General features: G+C 73.4%; 19 protein-coding genes. 10 read left to right on the top strand and 9 right to left on the bottom strand.

Features of this window, described 5'->3' with window-relative positions; all coding sequences use genetic code 11:
• Positions 1 to 10: 10 nt before the first annotated feature.
• Genes CHR28_RS35560 through CHR28_RS35550 form a run of 3 tightly spaced genes read left to right on the top strand, consistent with a single transcriptional unit; the run spans position 11 to position 2,885 of the window.
• On the top strand, positions 11 to 766 hold the full coding sequence (locus CHR28_RS35560) for a (Fe-S)-binding protein (RefSeq protein ID WP_094057859.1): 756 nt from the start codon (positions 11 to 13) through the stop codon (positions 764 to 766).
• Positions 763 to 2,253, top strand: coding sequence for a lactate utilization protein B (locus tag CHR28_RS35555; RefSeq protein ID WP_094057858.1), 1,491 nt, complete (start codon positions 763 to 765; stop codon positions 2,251 to 2,253). The genes CHR28_RS35560 and CHR28_RS35555 overlap by 4 nt, the downstream gene beginning before the upstream one ends.
• Positions 2,250 to 2,885: a LutC/YkgG family protein gene (locus CHR28_RS35550; RefSeq protein ID WP_094057857.1), complete on the top strand. Its 636-nt coding sequence runs from the start codon at positions 2,250 to 2,252 to the stop codon at positions 2,883 to 2,885. The genes CHR28_RS35555 and CHR28_RS35550 overlap by 4 nt, the downstream gene beginning before the upstream one ends.
• 1 nt (position 2,886) lies before the next feature.
• On the opposite strand, the gene CHR28_RS35545 is transcribed toward CHR28_RS35550, so the two are convergent.
• Entirely contained in the window at positions 2,887 to 3,684 is a 798-nt protein-coding gene (locus CHR28_RS35545) for an SDR family NAD(P)-dependent oxidoreductase (RefSeq protein WP_094057856.1), read from the bottom strand.
• Between the two features lie 158 nt (positions 3,685 to 3,842).
• On the opposite strand from CHR28_RS35545, the gene CHR28_RS35540 reads away from it, so the two are divergent.
• Together CHR28_RS35540 and CHR28_RS35535 are read left to right on the top strand one after the other, a co-directional pair.
• The gene (locus CHR28_RS35540; protein ID WP_094057855.1) at positions 3,843 to 4,628 is read left to right on the top strand and encodes an ABC transporter ATP-binding protein; all 786 of its coding nucleotides are present in this window, start codon (positions 3,843 to 3,845) and stop codon (positions 4,626 to 4,628) included.
• 3 nt (positions 4,629 to 4,631) lie between these two features.
• The gene (locus tag CHR28_RS35535; RefSeq protein WP_094057854.1) at positions 4,632 to 5,945 is read left to right on the top strand and encodes an FtsX-like permease family protein; all 1,314 of its coding nucleotides are present in this window, start codon (positions 4,632 to 4,634) and stop codon (positions 5,943 to 5,945) included.
• Between the two features lie 112 nt (positions 5,946 to 6,057).
• Here CHR28_RS35535 and CHR28_RS35530 read toward each other — a convergent pair whose 3' ends face one another.
• On the bottom strand, positions 6,058 to 6,630 hold the full coding sequence (locus tag CHR28_RS35530) for a TetR/AcrR family transcriptional regulator (RefSeq protein WP_094057853.1): 573 nt from the start codon (positions 6,628 to 6,630) through the stop codon (positions 6,058 to 6,060).
• Positions 6,631 to 6,776: 146 nt separating this feature from the next.
• Here CHR28_RS35530 and CHR28_RS35525 point away from each other — a divergent pair, with 146 nt between their 5' ends.
• Positions 6,777 to 7,634, top strand: a complete 858-nt coding sequence (locus CHR28_RS35525) for an AAA family ATPase (RefSeq protein ID WP_094057852.1) — start codon at positions 6,777 to 6,779, stop codon at positions 7,632 to 7,634.
• Positions 7,631 to 8,989: a vWA domain-containing protein gene (locus tag CHR28_RS35520; protein ID WP_094057851.1), complete on the top strand. Its 1,359-nt coding sequence runs from the start codon at positions 7,631 to 7,633 to the stop codon at positions 8,987 to 8,989. Before CHR28_RS35525 ends, CHR28_RS35520 begins: the two co-directional genes overlap by 4 nt.
• Before the next feature lie 44 nt (positions 8,990 to 9,033).
• Here CHR28_RS35520 and CHR28_RS35515 read toward each other — a convergent pair whose 3' ends face one another.
• From CHR28_RS35515 to CHR28_RS35485, 7 genes are all read right to left on the bottom strand, one after another.
• On the bottom strand, positions 9,034 to 9,738 hold the full coding sequence (locus tag CHR28_RS35515; protein WP_094057850.1) for an SDR family oxidoreductase: 705 nt from the start codon (positions 9,736 to 9,738) through the stop codon (positions 9,034 to 9,036).
• A 225-nt stretch (positions 9,739 to 9,963) separates the two neighbouring features.
• Positions 9,964 to 10,323 (bottom strand): cupin domain-containing protein, encoded by a 360-nt coding sequence (locus tag CHR28_RS35510; RefSeq protein WP_094057849.1) that lies wholly within the window; start codon positions 10,321 to 10,323, stop codon positions 9,964 to 9,966.
• A gap of 61 nt (positions 10,324 to 10,384) precedes the next feature.
• On the bottom strand, positions 10,385 to 11,365 hold the full coding sequence (locus CHR28_RS35505; protein WP_094057848.1) for a pyridoxal-phosphate dependent enzyme: 981 nt from the start codon (positions 11,363 to 11,365) through the stop codon (positions 10,385 to 10,387).
• Positions 11,362 to 12,042 (bottom strand): helix-turn-helix transcriptional regulator, encoded by a 681-nt coding sequence (locus CHR28_RS35500; RefSeq protein WP_094057847.1) that lies wholly within the window; start codon positions 12,040 to 12,042, stop codon positions 11,362 to 11,364. The genes CHR28_RS35505 and CHR28_RS35500 overlap by 4 nt, the downstream gene beginning before the upstream one ends.
• Before the next feature lie 156 nt (positions 12,043 to 12,198).
• On the bottom strand, positions 12,199 to 12,822 hold the full coding sequence (locus CHR28_RS35495) for a sigma-70 family RNA polymerase sigma factor (RefSeq protein WP_094057846.1): 624 nt from the start codon (positions 12,820 to 12,822) through the stop codon (positions 12,199 to 12,201).
• Between the two features lie 225 nt (positions 12,823 to 13,047).
• Complete coding sequence (locus CHR28_RS35490; RefSeq protein ID WP_094057845.1) at positions 13,048 to 13,713, bottom strand: hypothetical protein; 666 nt, start codon at positions 13,711 to 13,713, stop codon at positions 13,048 to 13,050.
• 235 nt (positions 13,714 to 13,948) lie between these two features.
• On the bottom strand, positions 13,949 to 14,656 hold the full coding sequence (locus CHR28_RS35485) for an alpha/beta fold hydrolase (protein WP_094057844.1): 708 nt from the start codon (positions 14,654 to 14,656) through the stop codon (positions 13,949 to 13,951).
• Positions 14,657 to 14,803: 147 nt separating this feature from the next.
• Between CHR28_RS35485 and CHR28_RS35480 the strand changes: the two genes are divergently transcribed.
• The 3 genes from CHR28_RS35480 to CHR28_RS35470 all read left to right on the top strand — a co-directional run.
• Positions 14,804 to 15,670: an SDR family NAD(P)-dependent oxidoreductase gene (locus CHR28_RS35480; protein ID WP_094057843.1), complete on the top strand. Its 867-nt coding sequence runs from the start codon at positions 14,804 to 14,806 to the stop codon at positions 15,668 to 15,670.
• A 137-nt stretch (positions 15,671 to 15,807) separates the two neighbouring features.
• Positions 15,808 to 16,605: a VOC family protein gene (locus CHR28_RS35475; RefSeq protein WP_094057842.1), complete on the top strand. Its 798-nt coding sequence runs from the start codon at positions 15,808 to 15,810 to the stop codon at positions 16,603 to 16,605.
• Positions 16,606 to 16,842: 237 nt separating this feature from the next.
• The coding region (locus CHR28_RS35470; protein ID WP_143655960.1) for a serine/threonine-protein kinase at positions 16,843 to 17,762 on the top strand (920 nt) is incomplete at its 3' end.

The raw sequence follows: 17,762 nt of genomic DNA, 5'->3' as shown, positions 1-17,762 counted from the left end.
AGGAGCCGCGATGCGTGTCGCCCTGTTCCTGACCTGCGTCAACGACACGCTGTATCCGGACACCGGGCGCGCCGTGGTGAAACTGCTGAGCAGACTGGGCGTCGAGGCCGACTTCCCGACGGCGCAGACCTGCTGCGGACAGGCGCACTACAACACCGGGTACCGCCACGAGGCCGAGCCGCTCGCCCGGCACTTCTCCGATGTCTTCGGCGGGTACGACGCGATCGTGACGCCCTCCGGATCGTGCGGTGCGATGGTGCGGGAGCTGTATCCGCGGATGGGCGAGCGGGCCCGGGCCGAGGGGCGCGGGGGCGCGCTCGCGGCCGCGCTGGCGCCGGTGGTGCCGAAGACGTACGAGCTCACCGAGTTCCTGGTGGACGTGCTGGGTGTGACGGACGTCGGCGCGTACTACCCGCACAAGGTGACCTACCACCCCACCTGCCACGGGCTGCGCGGACTGGGCCTGGGCGAGCGGCCCCTGCGGCTGCTGCGGGCGGTGAAGGGGCTGGAGCTGGTGGAGCTGCCGGGCGCGGAGGAGTGCTGCGGATTCGGCGGCACCTTCGCGCTGAAGAACTCCGACGTCTCGGCGGCCATGGGCGCGGACAAGGTGCGCAACGCCGAGTCGACGGGCGCCGAGGTGCTGTGCGCGGCCGACAACTCCTGCCTGATGCACATCGGCGGCACGATGGCCCGGCTGCGGACCGGCATGCGGCCGGTGCACATCGCGGAGATCCTGGCGAGCACGGAGGAGGAACCGGCCGTATGAGCGGAACATTCGTCGGGATGCCCGCGTTTCCCCCCGCGTTCCCGGAGGCCGCGCGGGAGGCCGTCGGCGACGAGACGCTGCGCGGCAATCTGCGGCACGCCACGCGCACCATCCGCGCCAAGCGGGAGAAGGCCGTGGCGGAGGTGTCCGACTGGGCGGAGCTGCGCGAGGCGGGCAAGCGCATCAAGGACCACACACTGCGCCATCTCGACCGCTACCTCGTGCAGTTGGAGGAGTCGGTCACCGCCGCCGGCGGCATCGTGCACTGGGCGGCGGACGCGGCCGAGGCCAACGAGATCGTCACCGGGCTGGTGAGGATGACCGGCGAGTCCGAGGTCGTCAAGGTCAAGTCGATGGCCACGCAGGAGATCGGGCTGAACGAGGCGCTTCAGGCCGCGGGCATCCGCGCCTACGAGACCGATCTCGCTGAGCTGATCGTGCAGTTGGGCAAGGACCGCCCCTCGCACATCCTGGTGCCGGCCATCCACCGCAACCGGGGCGAGATCCGCGACATCTTCGCCCGGGAGATGAGCGAGTGGGGCCGCCCCGCCCCCGAGGGCCTGACCGACACCCCCGCCGAACTCGCCGAGGCGGCCCGGCTGCACCTGCGGGAGAAGTTCCTGCGGGCCAGGGTCGGCATCTCCGGCGCCAACTTCATGGTCGCCGAGACGGGCACGCTCGTGGTGGTGGAGTCCGAGGGCAACGGGCGGATGTGCCTGACCCTGCCCGAGACGCTGATCTCGGTCGTCGGCATCGAGAAGATCGTGCCGACCTGGCAGGACCTGGAGGTGTTCCTGCAGACCCTCCCCCGCTCCTCGACGGCCGAGCGCATGAACCCGTACACGTCGACCTGGACCGGCACGACCGACGGGGACGGGCCGAGCACCTTCCATCTGGTGCTGCTCGACAACGGCCGCACCGACACCCTCGCCGACGAGGTCGGCCGCCAGGCCCTGCGCTGCATCCGCTGCTCGGCGTGCCTGAACGTGTGCCCGGTGTACGAGCGGGCCGGCGGCCACGCCTACGGCTCGGTCTATCCGGGACCGATCGGCGCGATCCTCAGCCCGCAACTGCGGGGTACGGGCAGCGAGATCGACGCCTCGCTGCCGTACGCCTCCTCGCTGTGCGGGGCGTGCTACGAGGTGTGCCCGGTCGCCATCGACATCCCCGAGGTGCTGGTGCACCTGCGGGAGCGGGTCGTACAGGGCGGTGAGGTCACCCGGGAGGGAAACCGGGTGGTGCTGCGGCCGGCGAAGGGGCACGCCGCGGAGCGGGCGGCGATGCGGGCGGCGCGGTGGACGTTCACGCACCCGGGCGCGCTGCGCACCGGCCAGCGCGCGGCCTCCCGGACCCGCCGCTTCCACCCCCGTACGCTGCCCGGCCCGGGCAAGGCGTGGAGCGGGACGCGGGAGCTGCCGGCGGTGCCGGCCGAGCCGTTCCGGGACTGGTGGCAGCGCACGCACGGCGGGAAGGACGGGGCGAAGTGAACAGCAGGGAGCGGATCCTGGGGCGGGTGCGCCGCGCGCTCGCGGACGCGCCGGCCGACGAGACGCCGATCGTCCGGGACTATCTGCGCGAGCACGGCGAGCGGACCGTCGCCCGGACGGTGGAGCTGCTCGCCGAGAACCTGGCCGACTACCGGGCGATCGTGCACCGCACGGACGAGGACGGCCTGGCCGGGCTGATCGCGGCGCTGCTGGAGAAGCGAGGGTCGGCCTCCGTGCTGGTCCCGCCCGGGCTGGACGAGGGGTGGCTGGCGGCGACCGGGGTGACCCGCGTGGCGGACGGGGCCGACAGCACCCCGGACCAACTGGACCGGGTGGACAGTGTCGTGACGGCCTGTGCGGTCGCCATCGCCGAGACCGGGACGATCGTGCTGGACGGCTCGCCCGACCAGGGGCGGCGCCGGATCACCCTGGTCCCGGACCATCACGTCTGCGTCGTCCGGGTCCCGGACCAGGTCGTGTCGTCCGTGCCGCAGGGACTCGAACGCCTCGACCCGGCCCGCCCGTTGACGTGGATCTCCGGTCCTTCGGCGACCAGTGACATCGAGCTGGACCGGGTCGAGGGGGTGCACGGGCCGCGCGCGCTGGAGGTCGTCCTCGTGGGCGGCCCGTGACTCAGGGCAGGATCGAGTCGACGTAACCGCCGTCGACGCGCAGGGCCCCGCCCGTGGTCGCCGAGGCCTGGTCGGAGGCGAGGTAGACGACCATGTTGGCGATCTCCTCCGGTTCGATCAGCCGTTGCAGCAGCGACTGCGGCCGGTGCTGCCGCATGAAGGCGCGCTGGGCCTCGTCCCAGGGCAGGTCGCGGTCGACGAGCTGGTAGACGAAGTCCTCCACACCGCCCGTGTGGGTCGGCCCGGCGATGACGGAGTTCACGGTGACGCCGGTGCCGGCGGCCTGCTTGGCGAAGCCCCGGCTCACGGCGAGCAGGGCCGTCTTGGACATGCCGTAGTGGATCATCTCGGCGGGGATGACGACCGCCGAGTCGCTGGCGATGTTCTGCACGCGGCCCCAGCCGCGTCCGGTCATGCCGGGCAGCACGAGCCGGGTGAGGCGCACGGCGGCCAGCACGTTCACCTCGAAGTAGCGCCGCCACTCCTCGTCGCTGATCTCCAGGGGATCGGCGGACTCGAAGACACCGAGGTTGTTGACGAGGATGTCCACCTGTCCCAGGGTCTCCACCGCCTGCCGGGCCCCTTCGTCGCCGGTCACGTCGGCGGCGACGGGCACCAGGTCGGCGGCGCCCGGGGCCTCGCCCCGCATCCGCTCCACGGCCTCCTCCACCCGGCCGGGCGAGCGGCCGTTGACCCCCACCCGGGCGCCCGCGCGGGCCAGGCCCGTGGCGATGGCGGCGCCGATGCCCTGCGTGGAGCCGGTGACGAGAGCGGTGCGGCCCTTCAGATCGATCTGCATGCCGGGTCAGCCCTTTCCGTGCGTGGGGTGATCGAGTACCCGGGGGGTGTCGCTGAGTACACCTCGCGATACGGGTTCTGCGGCCAGTGTGGTCGGGCCCCGGTCTCCGTAGCGTCGAGGCGAGACACAGGGCGTGTCGCACGAAGGGGGACGACGAGATGCTCCGTACCGGCCCACGACGGCAGCAGGACCCGGAGCCCGCCGCGGAGGCACTGCGGCTGGTCAAGGTCACCAAGACGTACGGGAGCGCCGACAGCGCCGTGACCGCCCTGGACGGGGTGACGCTCGGGCTGGGGCACGGCACGTTCACGGCGGTGATGGGGCCGTCCGGTTCCGGCAAGTCGACGCTGCTGCAGTGCGCGGCGGGCCTGGACCGGCCCGACAGCGGGATCGTCCGGGTGGACGGCACCGAGCTGACCGGCGGCGGGGAGGCGGAGCTGACGAAGTTCCGGCGCGGCCGGATCGGCTTCGTGTTCCAGCAGTACAACCTGCTGGAGACGCTGACCGTCGCGCAGAACACGGTCCTGCCGCTGAAGCTGGCCGGGCGGCGCGTGGAACGGCGGCGGGTGCGGGAGGTGCTGACGTCGCTGGGGCTCGGCGACCGGCTCGGGCACCGGCCCGGTCAGCTCTCCGGTGGTCAGCGCCAGCGGGTGGCGATCGCCCGGGCCCTGGTCGCCGAACCCCGGGTGATCTTCGCGGACGAGCCGACGGGCGCCCTCGACTCGCGCAGCGCGCGGGACGTGCTCGGGCTGCTGCGGCAGTCGGTCCGGGTGCACGGCCGCACGGTCGTGATGGTGACCCACGACCCGGTCGCCGCCTCCTACGCCGACACCGTGCTGTTCCTCGCGGACGGCCGGCTGGCGGGCCGGCTGGACGCCCCGACGGCGGACGCGGTCGCCGAGCGGCTGGCCCACCTGGGCGACGACCTGCCGGCGGGGGTGTGAGCCGTGTTCATCCTGGCGATGCGCTCGATCCGGCAGCGGCCCGGGCGGTTCCTCGCGACGCTGCTGTCCGCGTTCCTGGGCGCGGGGATCATCATGACGTTCAACTCCCTGCACGACACCGCCGGGCAGCCGGGCGTGGACCCGGTCAGCTCCGAGACCCTCTCCACGGCGGCGGGCGTGGTCGGCGGCTACGGCACCCTGCTGGTGTTCTTCGCGATCGCCTCGACGCTGACGGTGAACGTGCGCCAGCGGGCCGCCGAGATGGAGCTGCTGCGCTGCTCGGGGGCGACTCCGGCGCAGATCAAGCGGATGGTCGTCGGCGAGGCGGTGGCGGTGGCGCTGGTGGGCGCCGCGCTGGCGGTCGGCCCGGCGATGCTCGGCGGCCGGGCGCTGCTGGCGATGTTCCACGACAGCGGCCAGGTCGCGCGGTCGGTCGAGTACTCCTTCGGGACGGTGGCCTGTCTGACCGGCTTCGGCATCACGCTGCTCGCCGCGACGGGCGCCGCGTTCCTCGCGGTGCGGCGGGCGACGGCGGGCGGCAGGAGGCGCCGCGGCCGGGCCCGGACGGTCTGGGCGTACGCGGCGCTGGTGGCGGGCGCCGTCGCCGTGAGCTCGACGTTCGCGTTCTCGGCGACGGACGCCGCGCTGATGGCGCCCCCGGCCCAGGGGGCGATCCTGCTGTCGGTCGGGTGCGCGCTGCGGGCGCCGCGGCTGCTGTCGGCGGTGCTGGACCGGCTGCCGCTCGGCGGGGCGAGCGGCTGGCTGGCGGTGCGGAACCTGCGCGAGCGGGCCGGGCAGCTCGCCGGGATCCTGATGTCGCTGATCATGTTCACGGCCGTCGCGACGGCGACGCTGACCATGCAGGCCGTGGAGAGCGACGCCGTGGCGGCCTCCGGGGCGGTGAAGTCGGTCGACGCGAAGAACCTGGAGACGCTCAACGTCACGGTCGTCGGCATCATCGTGGTCTTCGTCTGCGTGATGCTGGTGAACTCCCTGTACGCGGCGACCTCGTACCGGGAACGGGAGTTCGGGCAGCAGCGCCTCGCCGGGGCGACTCCCGGGCAGGTGCTGGGCACGGTGTGGGCCGAGGGGCTGGTCCTGACGGTGACCGGTGTCTGCTTCGGCACGCTGGCGGCGCTGGCCGGGATCGTGCCGTTCACGCTGGTGCGCACCGACCGGGTGCTGCCCGGCCAGATGCTCCCTGTGTGGCTCGCGGTCGTGGCGGTCGCGGCGGCGGTGACGCTGGGCACCGCCCTGGCGACGGCCCGCCGGGTGCTGCGCACCCCGGCGGTACGGGCGGTGGCGCCGGCGGCGTGACACGGACGGCGACGCGGTGGCGGAGTGACGCCGGCGGCGACACGGTTGCGCGTGACGCCGGCGGCGACGGCGACGCGGTGGTGGGGGCGGTTGCCGCGGCGGCCGCCCCCGTCTACGTGGTCCCGGACGCGTCCAGGAGCGCCGCGGCCGTCGCCGTCGTCAGGCCGTCCAGGGTCTCGATCCCGGCACCGGCCCGGGCGCTGGCCCCGTCGAAGACCAGCATCAGCTGGCGGGCGAGGAGCTCCGGGTCGCGGGCGCCGCCCTCCTCGGCGTGGCTGCGGAAGTACTCCCGCAGCCACTCCTTCGCGCCCCGGGCGACCACGCTCGCCGGGTGTTCGGGGTCCTTGAGCTCGACCAGGGCGGCGAGGTAGGGGCAGCCCCGGTAGTCCGGGTCGGCCGCTCCCTTCTCCAGCCGCTCGAAGACGCCCAGGATCCGCTCGCGCGGGGTGCCCTCCCGCTGCCGCGCGTCGGGCGTGAGGCGCGCCTCGTACTCCGGCAGGCGCCGGGCCAGGCTCGCCGCGAGGACCTCGTCCTTGCTCGCGAAGAGCTGGTACATGGACCGCTTGGAGACCCCGGCGCTGCGGCACAGTGTCTCGACCCCGATGGAGACGCCTTCGCGGTAGAAGAGCTCGGACGCGGCGTCGAGGAGGCGGTCCCGGGTGGACGCCTTGTCGGTGGTGGTCATACCGGTGAGGTTACCGCGCGGCACCCACGGAGGAAACCGATCGGTTTTACGCGGCGTACGCGGAGGCGGACCCGTGACAGCGTGGGTGAACAAGCGCTTAGATAGGTCTCCGACCGCCCGCCCGCAGCCCCGACCTGGAGGCCCCGGTGTTCACGTCCGTCGACGACGTCTCCGCCCGTCTGGCCGAGACCGGCTATCTCGCCTCGCCCGCGGTCGCCACGACCGTGTTCCTCGCCGACCGCCTGGGCAAGCCGCTCCTGGTGGAGGGCCCGGCCGGGGTCGGCAAGACGGAGCTGGCCAAGGCCGTCGCCCAGGTCGCCGGCGCGCGGCTCGTCCGGCTGCAGTGCTACGAGGGCGTCGACGAGTCACGGGCGCTGTACGAGTGGAACCACGCCAAGCAGCTGCTGCGCATCAGCGCCGGCCGCGACGAGACGTGGGACGAGACCCGCACGGACATCTTCAGCGAGGAGTTCCTGCTCACCCGGCCGCTGCTGACGGCCATCCGGGGCGACGACCCGAAGGTGCTGCTGATCGACGAGACGGACAAGGCCGACGTCGAGGTGGAGGGCCTGCTCCTGGAGGTGCTCAGCGACTTCCAGGTCACCGTCCCGGAGCTGGGCACGATCACCGCCACGCGCCGCCCCTTCGTCGTCCTGACCTCCAACGCGAGCCGGGAGCTGTCGGAGGCGCTGCGCCGCCGCTGCCTCTTCCTGCACATCGGCTTCCCCGAAGAGGAGCTGGAGCGCCGGATCGTACGGCTGAAGGTGCCGGGCCTGGACGAGGCGCTGGCCCGTTCCGTCGTCCGGGTCGTGGGGGCGCTGCGGGCGATGGACCTGCGCAAGGTGCCGTCGGTCGCCGAGACGATCGACTGGGCGCACACCCTGCTCGCCCTCGGCGCCGGCACGCTGGACGAGACGGTCGTGCGGGCCACCCTCGGTGTGCTCCTCAAGCACCAGGACGACGTCCTCAAGGCTTCGGCCAAGCTCGACCTGGACGCCCTGTGACCACGGCGGCGGGTGTCGCCGAGCGGCTGACGTCCCTGGTCGGGTCGTTGCGCGCGCACGGCGTGCGGATCGGCACCGGCGAGACGGTGGACGCGGCGCGGGCGATCGGCGAACTCGGCCTGGCGGACCGGGAACTGCTGCGCGAGGGGCTCGCGGCGACCCTGCTGCACGGGACCGGGCAGCGGCAGGTGTTCGACCCGGTCTTCGACCTCTACTTCCCGCGCGGGGTCGGCGGCCCGGAGGGGCAGCCGGCCGGGCGGCAGGACCTGCGCGAGCGGCTGGCGGCCGCCCTGGCCGCCGACGACCGGGCGCTGCTGGGCCGGCTGGCCGCCGAGGCGGTCGACGGCTTCGGCGGGTACGGATCCTCGCCCGAGTCGGACGGCTGGTCGTCGTACCAGACGCTGGAACGGCTGCGCCCGCAGACGCTGATGGCCCGGGTCCGGGACGAGGTGCGCGCACGGGGCGGGAGTTCCGGCTTCACGGACCGGCTGCTGGAGGACGAGGTCCGGCGGCGCATCGACGCCTTCCGGACGCTGGTGGCCGCGGAGGCGCGCCGCCGGGTCGCCGAGCGGCGCGGCAGGGACGAGATCGCCCGCCGGGCCGTGGCCCCGACCGCCGACCGGGTCGACTTCCTGTTCGCGGGGAAGGACCGGCTGGCCGAGCTGCGCAGGACGGTGCAGCCGCTCGCCCGCAAGCTCGCCACCCGGCTGGCGGCCCGGCGCCGCCACGCCGCGCGGGGCAGCATCGACCTGCGGCGCACCCTGCGCGGTTCGCTGTCCACGGGCGGCGTGCCGATGAAGCCGGTGCTGCGCCGGCGGCGTCCGGCCCGGCCCGAGCTGGTGCTGCTGTGCGACGTGTCGGGGTCGGTGTCCGGATTCTCGGACTTCACGATGCTGCTGGTGCAGGCGCTGCACGACCAGTTCAGCAAGGTGCGGGTGTTCGCCTTCGTCAACCGGATCGACGAGGTGACCGGCCTGCTGGAGCACGGCCGGGCCGATCCGGAGGGGCTGGGCGCCCGCATCCAGGCGGAGGCGGAGATCACGGGCTGGCACGGCAGCAGCGACTACGGCATGGCGCTGGGCGAGTTCGCCGAACGCTACGCCGACGCGGCCGGGCCGCGCACGACCGTCTTCGTCCTCGGGGACGCCCGTACGAACGGCGGCGACCCCAACCTGCCGGCCGTACGCCGGATCGCCGAACGGGCCCGCCGCGTCTACTGGCTGAACCCGGAGCAGCGCTCCCGCTGGGGCACCGGCGACTCGGTCGCGCCCGCCTACGCCGAGCTGGTCGAGATGCACGAGTGCCGCACCGCCCGGCAGCTGAGCGCGCTGGTGGCGCGGCTGCTGCCGGTGTGAGCGGCGACTGCCGACGGTGTGATCAGTGGCTGCCGCTGGTGTGATCAGGCGGCGGTGAGCTGCGGGTACAGCGCGGACGGGTCGGCGGCCAGTCCGGCCTTGACCTGGCGCGAGACGTCGTCGGCGAGGACCTCGTAGGCGCCGGACGCGATGCCGTCGAGGGCCTGGGCCGCGACGGACTCGGCGGTGGACTTCGGGGCGTCGATCCCGACGGTCAGGTCCGTGTCGACGTAGCCGACGTGGAGGCCGGTGACCTCGATGCCGCGCGGCTTCAGGTCCAGGCGCAGCGAGTTGGTCTGCGACCAGAAGGCGGCCTTGGAGGCGCTGTAGGAGCCGGCGAGGCCGATCCACGACAGCACGGAGTGGACGTTGAGGATGTGGCCGCCGCCGTTGCGCTCGAGGACGGGGACGAAGGCCCGGGTGACCAGGAGCGGTCCGTAGAAGTTCGTCTCGAACTCGCGGCGCACGTCCTCGACGGGCGAGTCCAGGAAGTTCGCGTTCACCGAGGCGCCGGCGTTGTTGATGAGCAGCGTCACGTCCCGGGCCTGCTCGGCCGCCGCGGCGACGGAGGCGGGGTCGGTGACCTCCAGGGCGAGCGGCACGGCGTCCGGGTGGGTGACGGTGCGCGGATCGCGGGCGGTGGCGTACACCTTCTTCGCGCCCCGCTCGTACAGGGCCTGGACCAGGGCCCGGCCGATGCCGCGGCTGCCGCCGGTGACCAGGGCGACGGAACCTTCGATGGCGGTCATGGGAGTCTCCCTCACAATGCCTCAACGCGGAAACCGATCGGTTTCCGTTACCGGGAAGCGTAAACCGATCGGTTTCCGAGGGCAAGGGCGTGTCCCTGGCCGGGGTGATCCGGCGCGTGAGGCGGGAACGCGCGAAGGCGGCCGTCACCGTGTGACGGCCGCCTTGGCGGAAGGAGAGGGTCGGAAAGGGAGGATCGGAAAGGGACGGTCGGAAGGGGAGGGTCCTCAGTCCTTCTTGGCGTACTCCTTCGCCATGCTGCCCGCGAAGTCGTACACCACGCACTGCTCGTCGCCGACGACCCAGGCGTCGTGTCCGGGCGCGCAGACGAACACGTCCCCGGGTCCCACCTCGCTCTCCGCGCCGTCGTCCATGCGGATGTGCATACGGCCGGAGACGACATAGCCGTTGTGGTGGATCTGGCAGCTGTCGGTCCCCGCGATCGGGGCCACGGACTCGGACCAGCGCCAGCCCGGTTCGAACGTGGCCACGGCGAAGTCCAGTCCGGTCATGTGGACGGCTTCGAGATGGCCTCGGGGGTAGTCGCGCCGCTCGTCCGGCTTGTCGAGCGTCTTCACTTCAAGCATGACGCTCCTCCTCGCTGAGGGGTTTGCTTCCATCGTCCGTCCGCCGCACGAGCGACGCCATTCAGGCGGCGCCCGGCCCGCACAGCGCCGCGAAGCGCTCCGCGTCCACGTTCCCGCCGGAGACGATCACACCGATCCGCCGGGGCAGCGCGCCCGCGCGGCCGGTGAGCAGGGCGGCCAGCGGAGTGGCACCGCTGGGCTCGACGACGATCTTCAGGCGCTCGAAGGCGAACCGCATGGCGTCCCGGATCTCGTCCTCACCGACCAGCGCGATCCCGTCGACGAGCCGCTCGTTGACGGAGAAGGTCAGCTCTCCGGGGGTGTGCAGGGCCTGGCCGTCGGCGATGGTGTGCGGCACGGGGATGCTGACGCGCCGACCCGCCTCCAGCGAGCGCTTGGTGTCGTCCCCGGCCTCCGGCTCGACGCCGATCATCCGGATGCCCGGGTACAGGTCCTTGGCGATCGTGGCGCTGCCGGCCATCAGCCCGCCGCCGCCGACCGGCGTGAGCAGCGCGTCCAACTCCCCCGCTTCTTCGAGGAGTTCGAGAGCGGCCGTGCCCTGCCCCGCCATGACGTGCGGGTGCTCGTAGGGCGGGATGAGGGCGAGGCCCCGCTCGGCGGCCAGGGCCTCGGCGATGGCGACGCGGTCGCCGGTGTAGCGGTCGTACGGGACGATCTCGGCGCCGTAGCCCGCGGTGGCCGCGCGCTTGGACGGCGGGGCGTCCTCGGGCATGACGATCACGGCCGTGGTGCCGAGCTCGCGGGCGGCCAGGGCGACGGCCTGGGCGTGGTTGCCGGAGGAGTAGGCGGCGATGCCCCGGGACAGCTGCTCGGGGCCGAGGCGGGAGGCGGCGTTGTAGGCGCCGCGGAACTTGAAGGCGCCGACGCGCTGGAAGTTCTCGCACTTGAGGTGGACCTCGGCGCCGACGAGCGCGTCGAGGGTGCGTGAGCGCAGGACGGGCGTGCGGTGGGCGACGCCCTTGAGCCGGGCGGCGGCGTCCCGGACGTCGTCGGCGGTGACGGGCGGGGTGGTGGTCGTCACGAGTGCTCTCCAGGGGAGGTGTCGCGGGCCGCCCTGGCCCGGGCGAGGTAGTGGTAGGCGGAGGCGCGGGAGATGCCGAGCCGGGCGGCGACCTGCTCGACCGCGCCGCGCACGGCGAAGACACCGCGCGCGTCCAGCCCGTCGAACAGCTCCAGACGCTCCGCGCGGTCGAGTTCGGGCCAGCTGCCCCGCTGCCGGGTCCGGTGGGCGTCGACGAGGGCGTCGACCACGGAGTCGATGTCGTCGCCGAAGGTGGTGACCGGCAGCTCGGCCGGGGCGGCGCCGGTTCCGGCGAGCGCGCCGAGCAGGTCGTGGACCCTGCTGACGGCACTGACGTCCACGTTGACGCAGAGGGCGCCGAAGACGGCTCCCGTGGAGTCGCGCAGCACCATCGTGGAGGACTTCACGACCGCCCCGTTCCCGGCGCGGGTCACGTAGTTCAGCTCGTCGGCCGCCTCGTCGCCGTGGGCGAGGACGCGCATGCCGATCTCGCTCATCGCGCCGCCCACCGACCGGCCGGTCACCGATCCGGCCACGGCGACGACCGACTTCTCGGGGTTCCGGTAGTCGTGCAGCACGACCTCGCAGACCGGGCCGAACGTCGCGGCGACGCCGTGCACCACGGGTGTCAGCGCGGCGAGGATCGCGTCCCGCTCGGCGTCCGGTGCGTGGGCCATGACTCTCCTCTCGACCCCACCCACCCTAGACCATCAGTCCAGCCTCTGGATAGACAGTCCAGCATCAGCCGACTGTGGGGTACGGCAGGCCGACCTTCCGTGAGGCGAGCCGCTGCCCGCCGGAGGGAACCGGCGGGCAGCGGCGGCCGGGGCGCGTCAGGCCGCGGCCAGTGCGGGCGCCGGGCGCGAGGCCGGCTCCTCCGCCTCGGTGAGCTGGGCCAGGAGCGTCGCCCGGGCGCGGGCCACCCGGGAGCGGACGGTGCCGACCGGGCAGCCGCACAGGGCGGCGGCCTCCGCGTACGGAAGCCCGAGCAGCTGCGTCAGGACGAACGCCTCGCGCCGCTCGTCGGGCAGCGCGGCCAGCAGTTCCTGCAGGGCCACCCCGTCGTCGAAGCCGGGCAGCCCCCGCGGCTGGGCGAGTTCGGCCGCGGGCTCCCATTCCGGCAGGTCGGCCGTGCGGGGTCGTACGGCGGTGTACCGGATGCTGTCGGCGACCGCGCGCCGGGCGATGGCCAGCAGCCAGGTGCGGGCCGAGGAGCGGCCCTCGAACCGGTGCAGACTGCCGAGCGCCCGCAGGAACGTGTCCTGCGCCAGGTCGTCCACGGCCTGCGGATCCGCGCACAGGTGGGCGACGTACCGGATGACGTCGCGGTGCAGGGCGCGCACGAACCGCTCGACGGCCGCGGCGTCACCGCCGCGGGCGGCCAGCGCCCAGGCGGTTATCGACGCGTCGGCCGAGGCCGTTCTCTCATGCGCGAGGGGCAGGGCAGGAGTGATCACCTGATGTCCTTCGGGTCGTCCCGGACCGCCGGCGGGCGGGCACGGCGGCACACGGGTGCCGACGACGTGCGCGCGGGGCGGCGCGGTCCGGTGAGCTGAGTGGGGACACGACCGTGCCCGCGTGGCGGGCCCGCTCCGGGCAGGCATGACGCCCGGGGCACCGGCGTACCGGAGTACGGCCGTGACCGGGGCACGCAGGGGCGGCCCCGGGAGTACCGGCTGCCGTCAGGCGGCAGCGGTCCCCACGGGCGGTCCCCGGGAGGTGATCGCATGGACGAGGAGGAGCAGACGGGGGGCGGGGTCGGACGACGGCCGCCGTACGCGCGCGGGCGGGGGCGGTGGCGCGGGCCGGGCGAACAGCAGCCGCAGCGGCGCGGCCAGCCGGCTGCCCAGGGCCCGCAGCAGCCGGAAGACCGCACGCTCGCCGTGGCCCAGCCACAGACCGCAAAGCAGCGCGGCCAGCAGGTGCGCGGCGAGCATGCCGAGGGAGGAGTCCCCGCCGGAGGTGTCTCCCATGTGCCCCGCGTGTCCCATGCCCGTGTGCAGGGGCATCGGCATGGACATGGGCATGGTCGTCGGCATGGAGTCCATGGACCCCGTGGAACCCGCGCCGTGCGCCGTCGGAGCCGGGGCCGTCGCCCCGGGCGCGAGTGAGAAGGCCGAGTGCAGCGCCGTCTGCACCACCACGGCGACGGCGACGACGACCCCGAGCCCTCGCTCACGGCCGGCCAGGCACCAGCCCGCGGCGCCGGTCACGGCCCAGCCGCCCAGCAGGACCGGCACGGGGACGTGATCGCCGGACATCATGACGTGGCCCAGGGCGGCGAGCACGACACAGACGGCCGCGAACACCGCGGCCCGCATCGCTCGCACACCCCACCCAGCCGTCATGGCGCCTCATCCTCGCATTCCGGCCCCACGGGAACACCCATGAGTACGCGGATCGTCCGGGCCGGACACTCAATTGGCCACATGTGAACCACATCACACCGGCCGCGCGCGACAGCGAGGCGGCAGGCGATCCGAGAGTTCGGCTGGTGGGCGGTTTACAACCAGGCCGCACTGGCCCACTTCCTGGTCACACTCCGACAAGCCGTGCGGCCGTCCACACGTACGGCCACCGTGGTCATGGATGGCAGGCAGAACGGGAGTTCTCCTGCAGGAACGCCGAAACCGCCTCGGTGAACGCCTCCGGTGCTGCGCGGTGGATCAGATGTCCGACCGGGATGGTGACCAATCGCCCGCCGGGGATGCGGCGGGCCAGCTCGGCGACGCCGTCCTGGGGAACATGGCTGCGCGGGCCGCCTGCAAGGACGAGGGTCTTGGCGGTGATCTGGCTGAGTCGCTCCAGCCATCTGGGGTCAGGCACATCGATCTGCCGCCTGACTGCCAGCACCATCTCCCAGTCGAAGGCCAGGGCGCCGTCCGGCCTGGTCGGGGTGGTCTGCTCGCGGGCACGCGGGAGGGGAACGTCCTCCAGGATGAGCCGGCTCACCCGCTGCGGATGATCCTGTGCGAGCAGGTACGCCACGATCCCGCCCATGGAGTGCCCGATCAGATCCACTGGGCCAAGTCCCAGTGCGTCCATGCACCGGAGCACATCGGCCTGCATGAGTTCGAGCGAGTACTCCCCCGGCCAGTCGCTTCGGCCGTGACCGCGAAGATCGAGGGCATACGCCCGTCGACTCCGGGCGAGAGCGGGCACAACCCCCTCCCAGTCGGTGGCGTCCTCGCCCAGCGCGTGCAACAGGACGAGCGGCGGGGCATCCGGCGCACCCGAGAACCGATAGGCCAGCCGGAGCCCGCCAACGTCGACCGAGCGTTGATCAACCATGTCCGGAGGATAGGCGGGCGGGTCCTGGCGGAGGATCGGCGTTCACCAGCGGCCGAACCCCCCATCCCCGGTCAGCATCCCGGGCCCTCAGCCACACGGTTCTCACCCCGGCCTTCGATAGCCGACAACGCCGTTAGGGTGCTCGGCATGACGACGAACCCGGCGGCGGAGCAGGCACGGCAGGCAGAGCAGACGAACCAGGCGGACCCGGCGGACCGCGTGCGGCGGACGGGTCGGGCCTCTCAGGACTATCTCTCCGAGTTGTTCTCCCTGGAGGGCCGGGTCGCGGTGGTCACCGGTGGCAGTTCCGGCATCGGCCGGGCCATCGCCGGTGCCCTCGCGCGCGCCGGGGCGAGCGTCGTGGTCGTGGCCCGTACCGAGGCCGCCTTGAAGACGACGGTGGAGGAACTGACCGCCCAGGGCTGCCGTGCCGCCCGGGTCAGCGCCGACCTGGGCACCCGCGAGGGCGTGCGGACGGCCGCCGAGCGGGCGGTCGAGGCGTTCGGCGAGCCCGACATCCTCGTCAACTGCGCCGGGGTCAACCTCCGTCCGCACCTGGACGAGCTCACCGAGGACGTCTGGGACACCACGATGGCCGTCAACCTGGAGGCGCCCTTCCTGCTGGGACAGCGCTTCGGACCCGGCATGGCGCAGCGCGGGTGGGGGCGGATCCTGAACATCAGCTCACAGCAGGCGCACCGGGCGTTCGTCCAGAGCGGTGCCTACGGGGCGTCCAAGGGCGGGCTGGAGGCACTGACCCGGTCCCAGGCCGAAGCGTGGTCGCCGCGCGGTGTCACCTGCAACGTCCTCGTGCCGGGCTTCGTGATGACCCCGCTCAACGCGCGGCTGTCGTCGGACCCGGAGACGGTGGCCGGTCTCGCCGCGCGCACGTTCATCGGGCGCAACGGCCTGGCCGAGGACTTCGCGGGCGCGGCGGTGTTCCTGGCGAGCCAGGCGTCGGCCTACGTCACCGGACAGTCCCTCTTCGTGGACGGTGGCCTGTCCGTCCACTAGGCGAAGCTCCGGCCACCAGGCGGAGCTCACGCGGCCGCCCGCCCGGCACGGCTCCACGGACGGCGGACACGCCGACGGGCGCGGGCCGGTGCCCGGTGTCAGGCTGGGCACAGGACCTGCGAAAGGGAAGCATCGCCATGATCACCACGGAGTTCGCCCCCGGTTCCCCCTGCTGGCTCGACCTCGGCGCTCCGGACGTCCGGGCCGCCGCGGCCTTCTACGGCGCCGTGCTCGGGTGGGAGTACGAGTCCATGGGCGAGAGCGAGGACTTCGAAGGCGGCATGTTCCGGAAGGACGGCAAGATCGTCGCCGGGCTCGGCAAGCTCACCGAGGAGGGCGCCCGCTCGGCCTGGATGCTCTACTACCAGGTCACCGACGCGGACGCGACCGCCCAGGCCGTGCAACAGGCGGGCGGCACGGTCCGGGTGGCGCCCATGGACCTCGACGAGTGGGGCAGGATGGCGCAGTTCAGCGACCCGCTGGGCGGCCAGTTCGCCGTCTGGCAGCCGGGGACGAACACGGGCCTGGAACTGGTCGACCAGCCGGGCTCGCTGTCGTGGACGGAGCTGTACACGAGCGACGCCGGCGCCGCGCGGGAGTTCTACGGCGGTCTCTTCGGCTGGCAGTTCACCGACATGCCGCTGCCGGGCGGCGGGGGCACGTACACGCTCATCACCCCGGCGGGGCTCCCCGAGGAGCGCATGCACGGCGGCCTGATGGAGGTGGGCAAGGAGGCCCTCGCCCTCGCGGACGGCCGCCCGTACTGGCATCCGGTCTTCGCTGTCGACGACTGCGACGCCGCGGTGGCCCTGGTCCGGGAGAACGGCGGCAGCGTGCAGATGGGCCCCGAGGACGCGGAGGGCGTGGGCCGTCTCGCCGTCTGTCTGGACCCGGCGAACGCGGACTTCGTGCTGCTGACACCGTCCGAGATGTAGAACGCCGCCCCGCCGGCGCGGCCCCGGGCCGACGGGGCCCGCGTGGTGATGCCGGCCGCGGTGTACCGGGACTCGCTCATCCGGGGCGGTGGCGTCCGGGACTCCGCCGTGGAGCACAATGATCATCCGGCGCCAGTATCCTGGGTCGGCTGTGGCACCCCCCCACCAACTGCCCGTCCGGACACGGGGAGTTCGGGCTGCGGCGACGAGCTTCCCACCTGCATGAGACGAGGACGAGTGCTGCTAGCGGGCCGCTACCGGCTGGATGTTGAGATCGGGCGCGGTGGAATGGGAGAGGTCTGGCGGGCGTACGACGAGACGCTCGCCAGGGCGGTGGCCGTCAAGCTGCTGCTCCCCCAGGACACCGACGCCACGGCGGCCTCCCGGTTCCGTCTGGAGGCCCAGACCGCCGGGCGTCTCAACCACCCGAACCTGGTCGGCGTGCTCGACTTCGGTGAGTACGACAACCGGCTGTACCTGGTGATGGAGCTCGTCGAGGGCGACAGCCTCGCGGGGGTGCTGGCCGCGTCGGGCGCGCTCCCGGCCGGCCGGGTGGCCGACCTCGCCGCGCAGGCCGCCGCGGGACTCGCCGCCGCGCACGCGCAGGGCATCGTCCACCGCGACATCAAGCCCGCCAACCTCCTGCTGGACCCCCACGGCACCCTGAAGATCGGCGACTTCGGCATCGCCCGCTTCCTCGACGACCCGGGCGCTGCGCTCACCGCGACCGGGCAGATCGTCGGCACCGGCCTCTACCTGGCGCCCGAGCGCGCCCTGGGGAAGCCCGCCGGTCCCGCCTCCGACATGTACTCGCTGGGGTGCGTGCTCTACCAGTTGCTCAGCGGCCGCCCGCCGTTCCAGGCCGACACCGCCGTCGCGCTGCTCCACCAGCACCTCGACGCCGCGCCCGTGCCGCCCCGCGAGCTCGGCGTCGCCGGTCTGCCGCCGGCGTTCGAGAACTATCTGCTGGGACTGCTCGCCAAGCAGCCCGAGGACCGGCCGTCGGCCCAGCAGTCCGCCGAGTGGTTCGCCGGCGGCGCCTGGCAGGGGCGGCCCGAGCCGCTGCCGGAGGCCACGCGCCCGGCGACCTCCCCGCCGCCGTCCCCGGGGCCGGCGGCCCACGCGCAGGCCGGCACCCCGGGTCACGCGCCGGCCGG

This window comes from Streptomyces sp. XY006, from assembly GCF_002237655.1.
Lineage (GTDB): Bacteria > Actinomycetota > Actinomycetes > Streptomycetales > Streptomycetaceae > Streptomyces > Streptomyces levis.
The sequence above is the reverse complement of the archived record's forward strand: the minus strand, read 5'-3'. Positions and strand labels throughout refer to the sequence as shown.

Coding starts and splice junctions, on each gene's coding strand:
- CHR28_RS35560 (WP_094057859.1), top strand. CDS start 11: ATGCGTGTCGCCCTGTTCCTGACCTGCGTCAACGACACGCTGTATCCG.
- CHR28_RS35555 (WP_094057858.1), top strand. CDS start 763: ATGAGCGGAACATTCGTCGGGATGCCCGCGTTTCCCCCCGCGTTCCCG.
- CHR28_RS35545 (WP_094057856.1), bottom strand. CDS start 3,684: ATGCAGATCGATCTGAAGGGCCGCACCGCTCTCGTCACCGGCTCCACG.
- CHR28_RS35540 (WP_094057855.1), top strand. CDS start 3,843: ATGCTCCGTACCGGCCCACGACGGCAGCAGGACCCGGAGCCCGCCGCG.
- CHR28_RS35530 (WP_094057853.1), bottom strand. CDS start 6,630: ATGACCACCACCGACAAGGCGTCCACCCGGGACCGCCTCCTCGACGCC.
- CHR28_RS35515 (WP_094057850.1), bottom strand. CDS start 9,738: ATGACCGCCATCGAAGGTTCCGTCGCCCTGGTCACCGGCGGCAGCCGC.
- CHR28_RS35510 (WP_094057849.1), bottom strand. CDS start 10,323: ATGCTTGAAGTGAAGACGCTCGACAAGCCGGACGAGCGGCGCGACTAC.
- CHR28_RS35500 (WP_094057847.1), bottom strand. CDS start 12,042: ATGGCCCACGCACCGGACGCCGAGCGGGACGCGATCCTCGCCGCGCTG.
- CHR28_RS35490 (WP_094057845.1), bottom strand. CDS start 13,713: ATGACGGCTGGGTGGGGTGTGCGAGCGATGCGGGCCGCGGTGTTCGCG.
- CHR28_RS35485 (WP_094057844.1), bottom strand. CDS start 14,656: ATGGTTGATCAACGCTCGGTCGACGTTGGCGGGCTCCGGCTGGCCTAT.
- CHR28_RS35480 (WP_094057843.1), top strand. CDS start 14,804: ATGACGACGAACCCGGCGGCGGAGCAGGCACGGCAGGCAGAGCAGACG.
- CHR28_RS35475 (WP_094057842.1), top strand. CDS start 15,808: ATGATCACCACGGAGTTCGCCCCCGGTTCCCCCTGCTGGCTCGACCTC.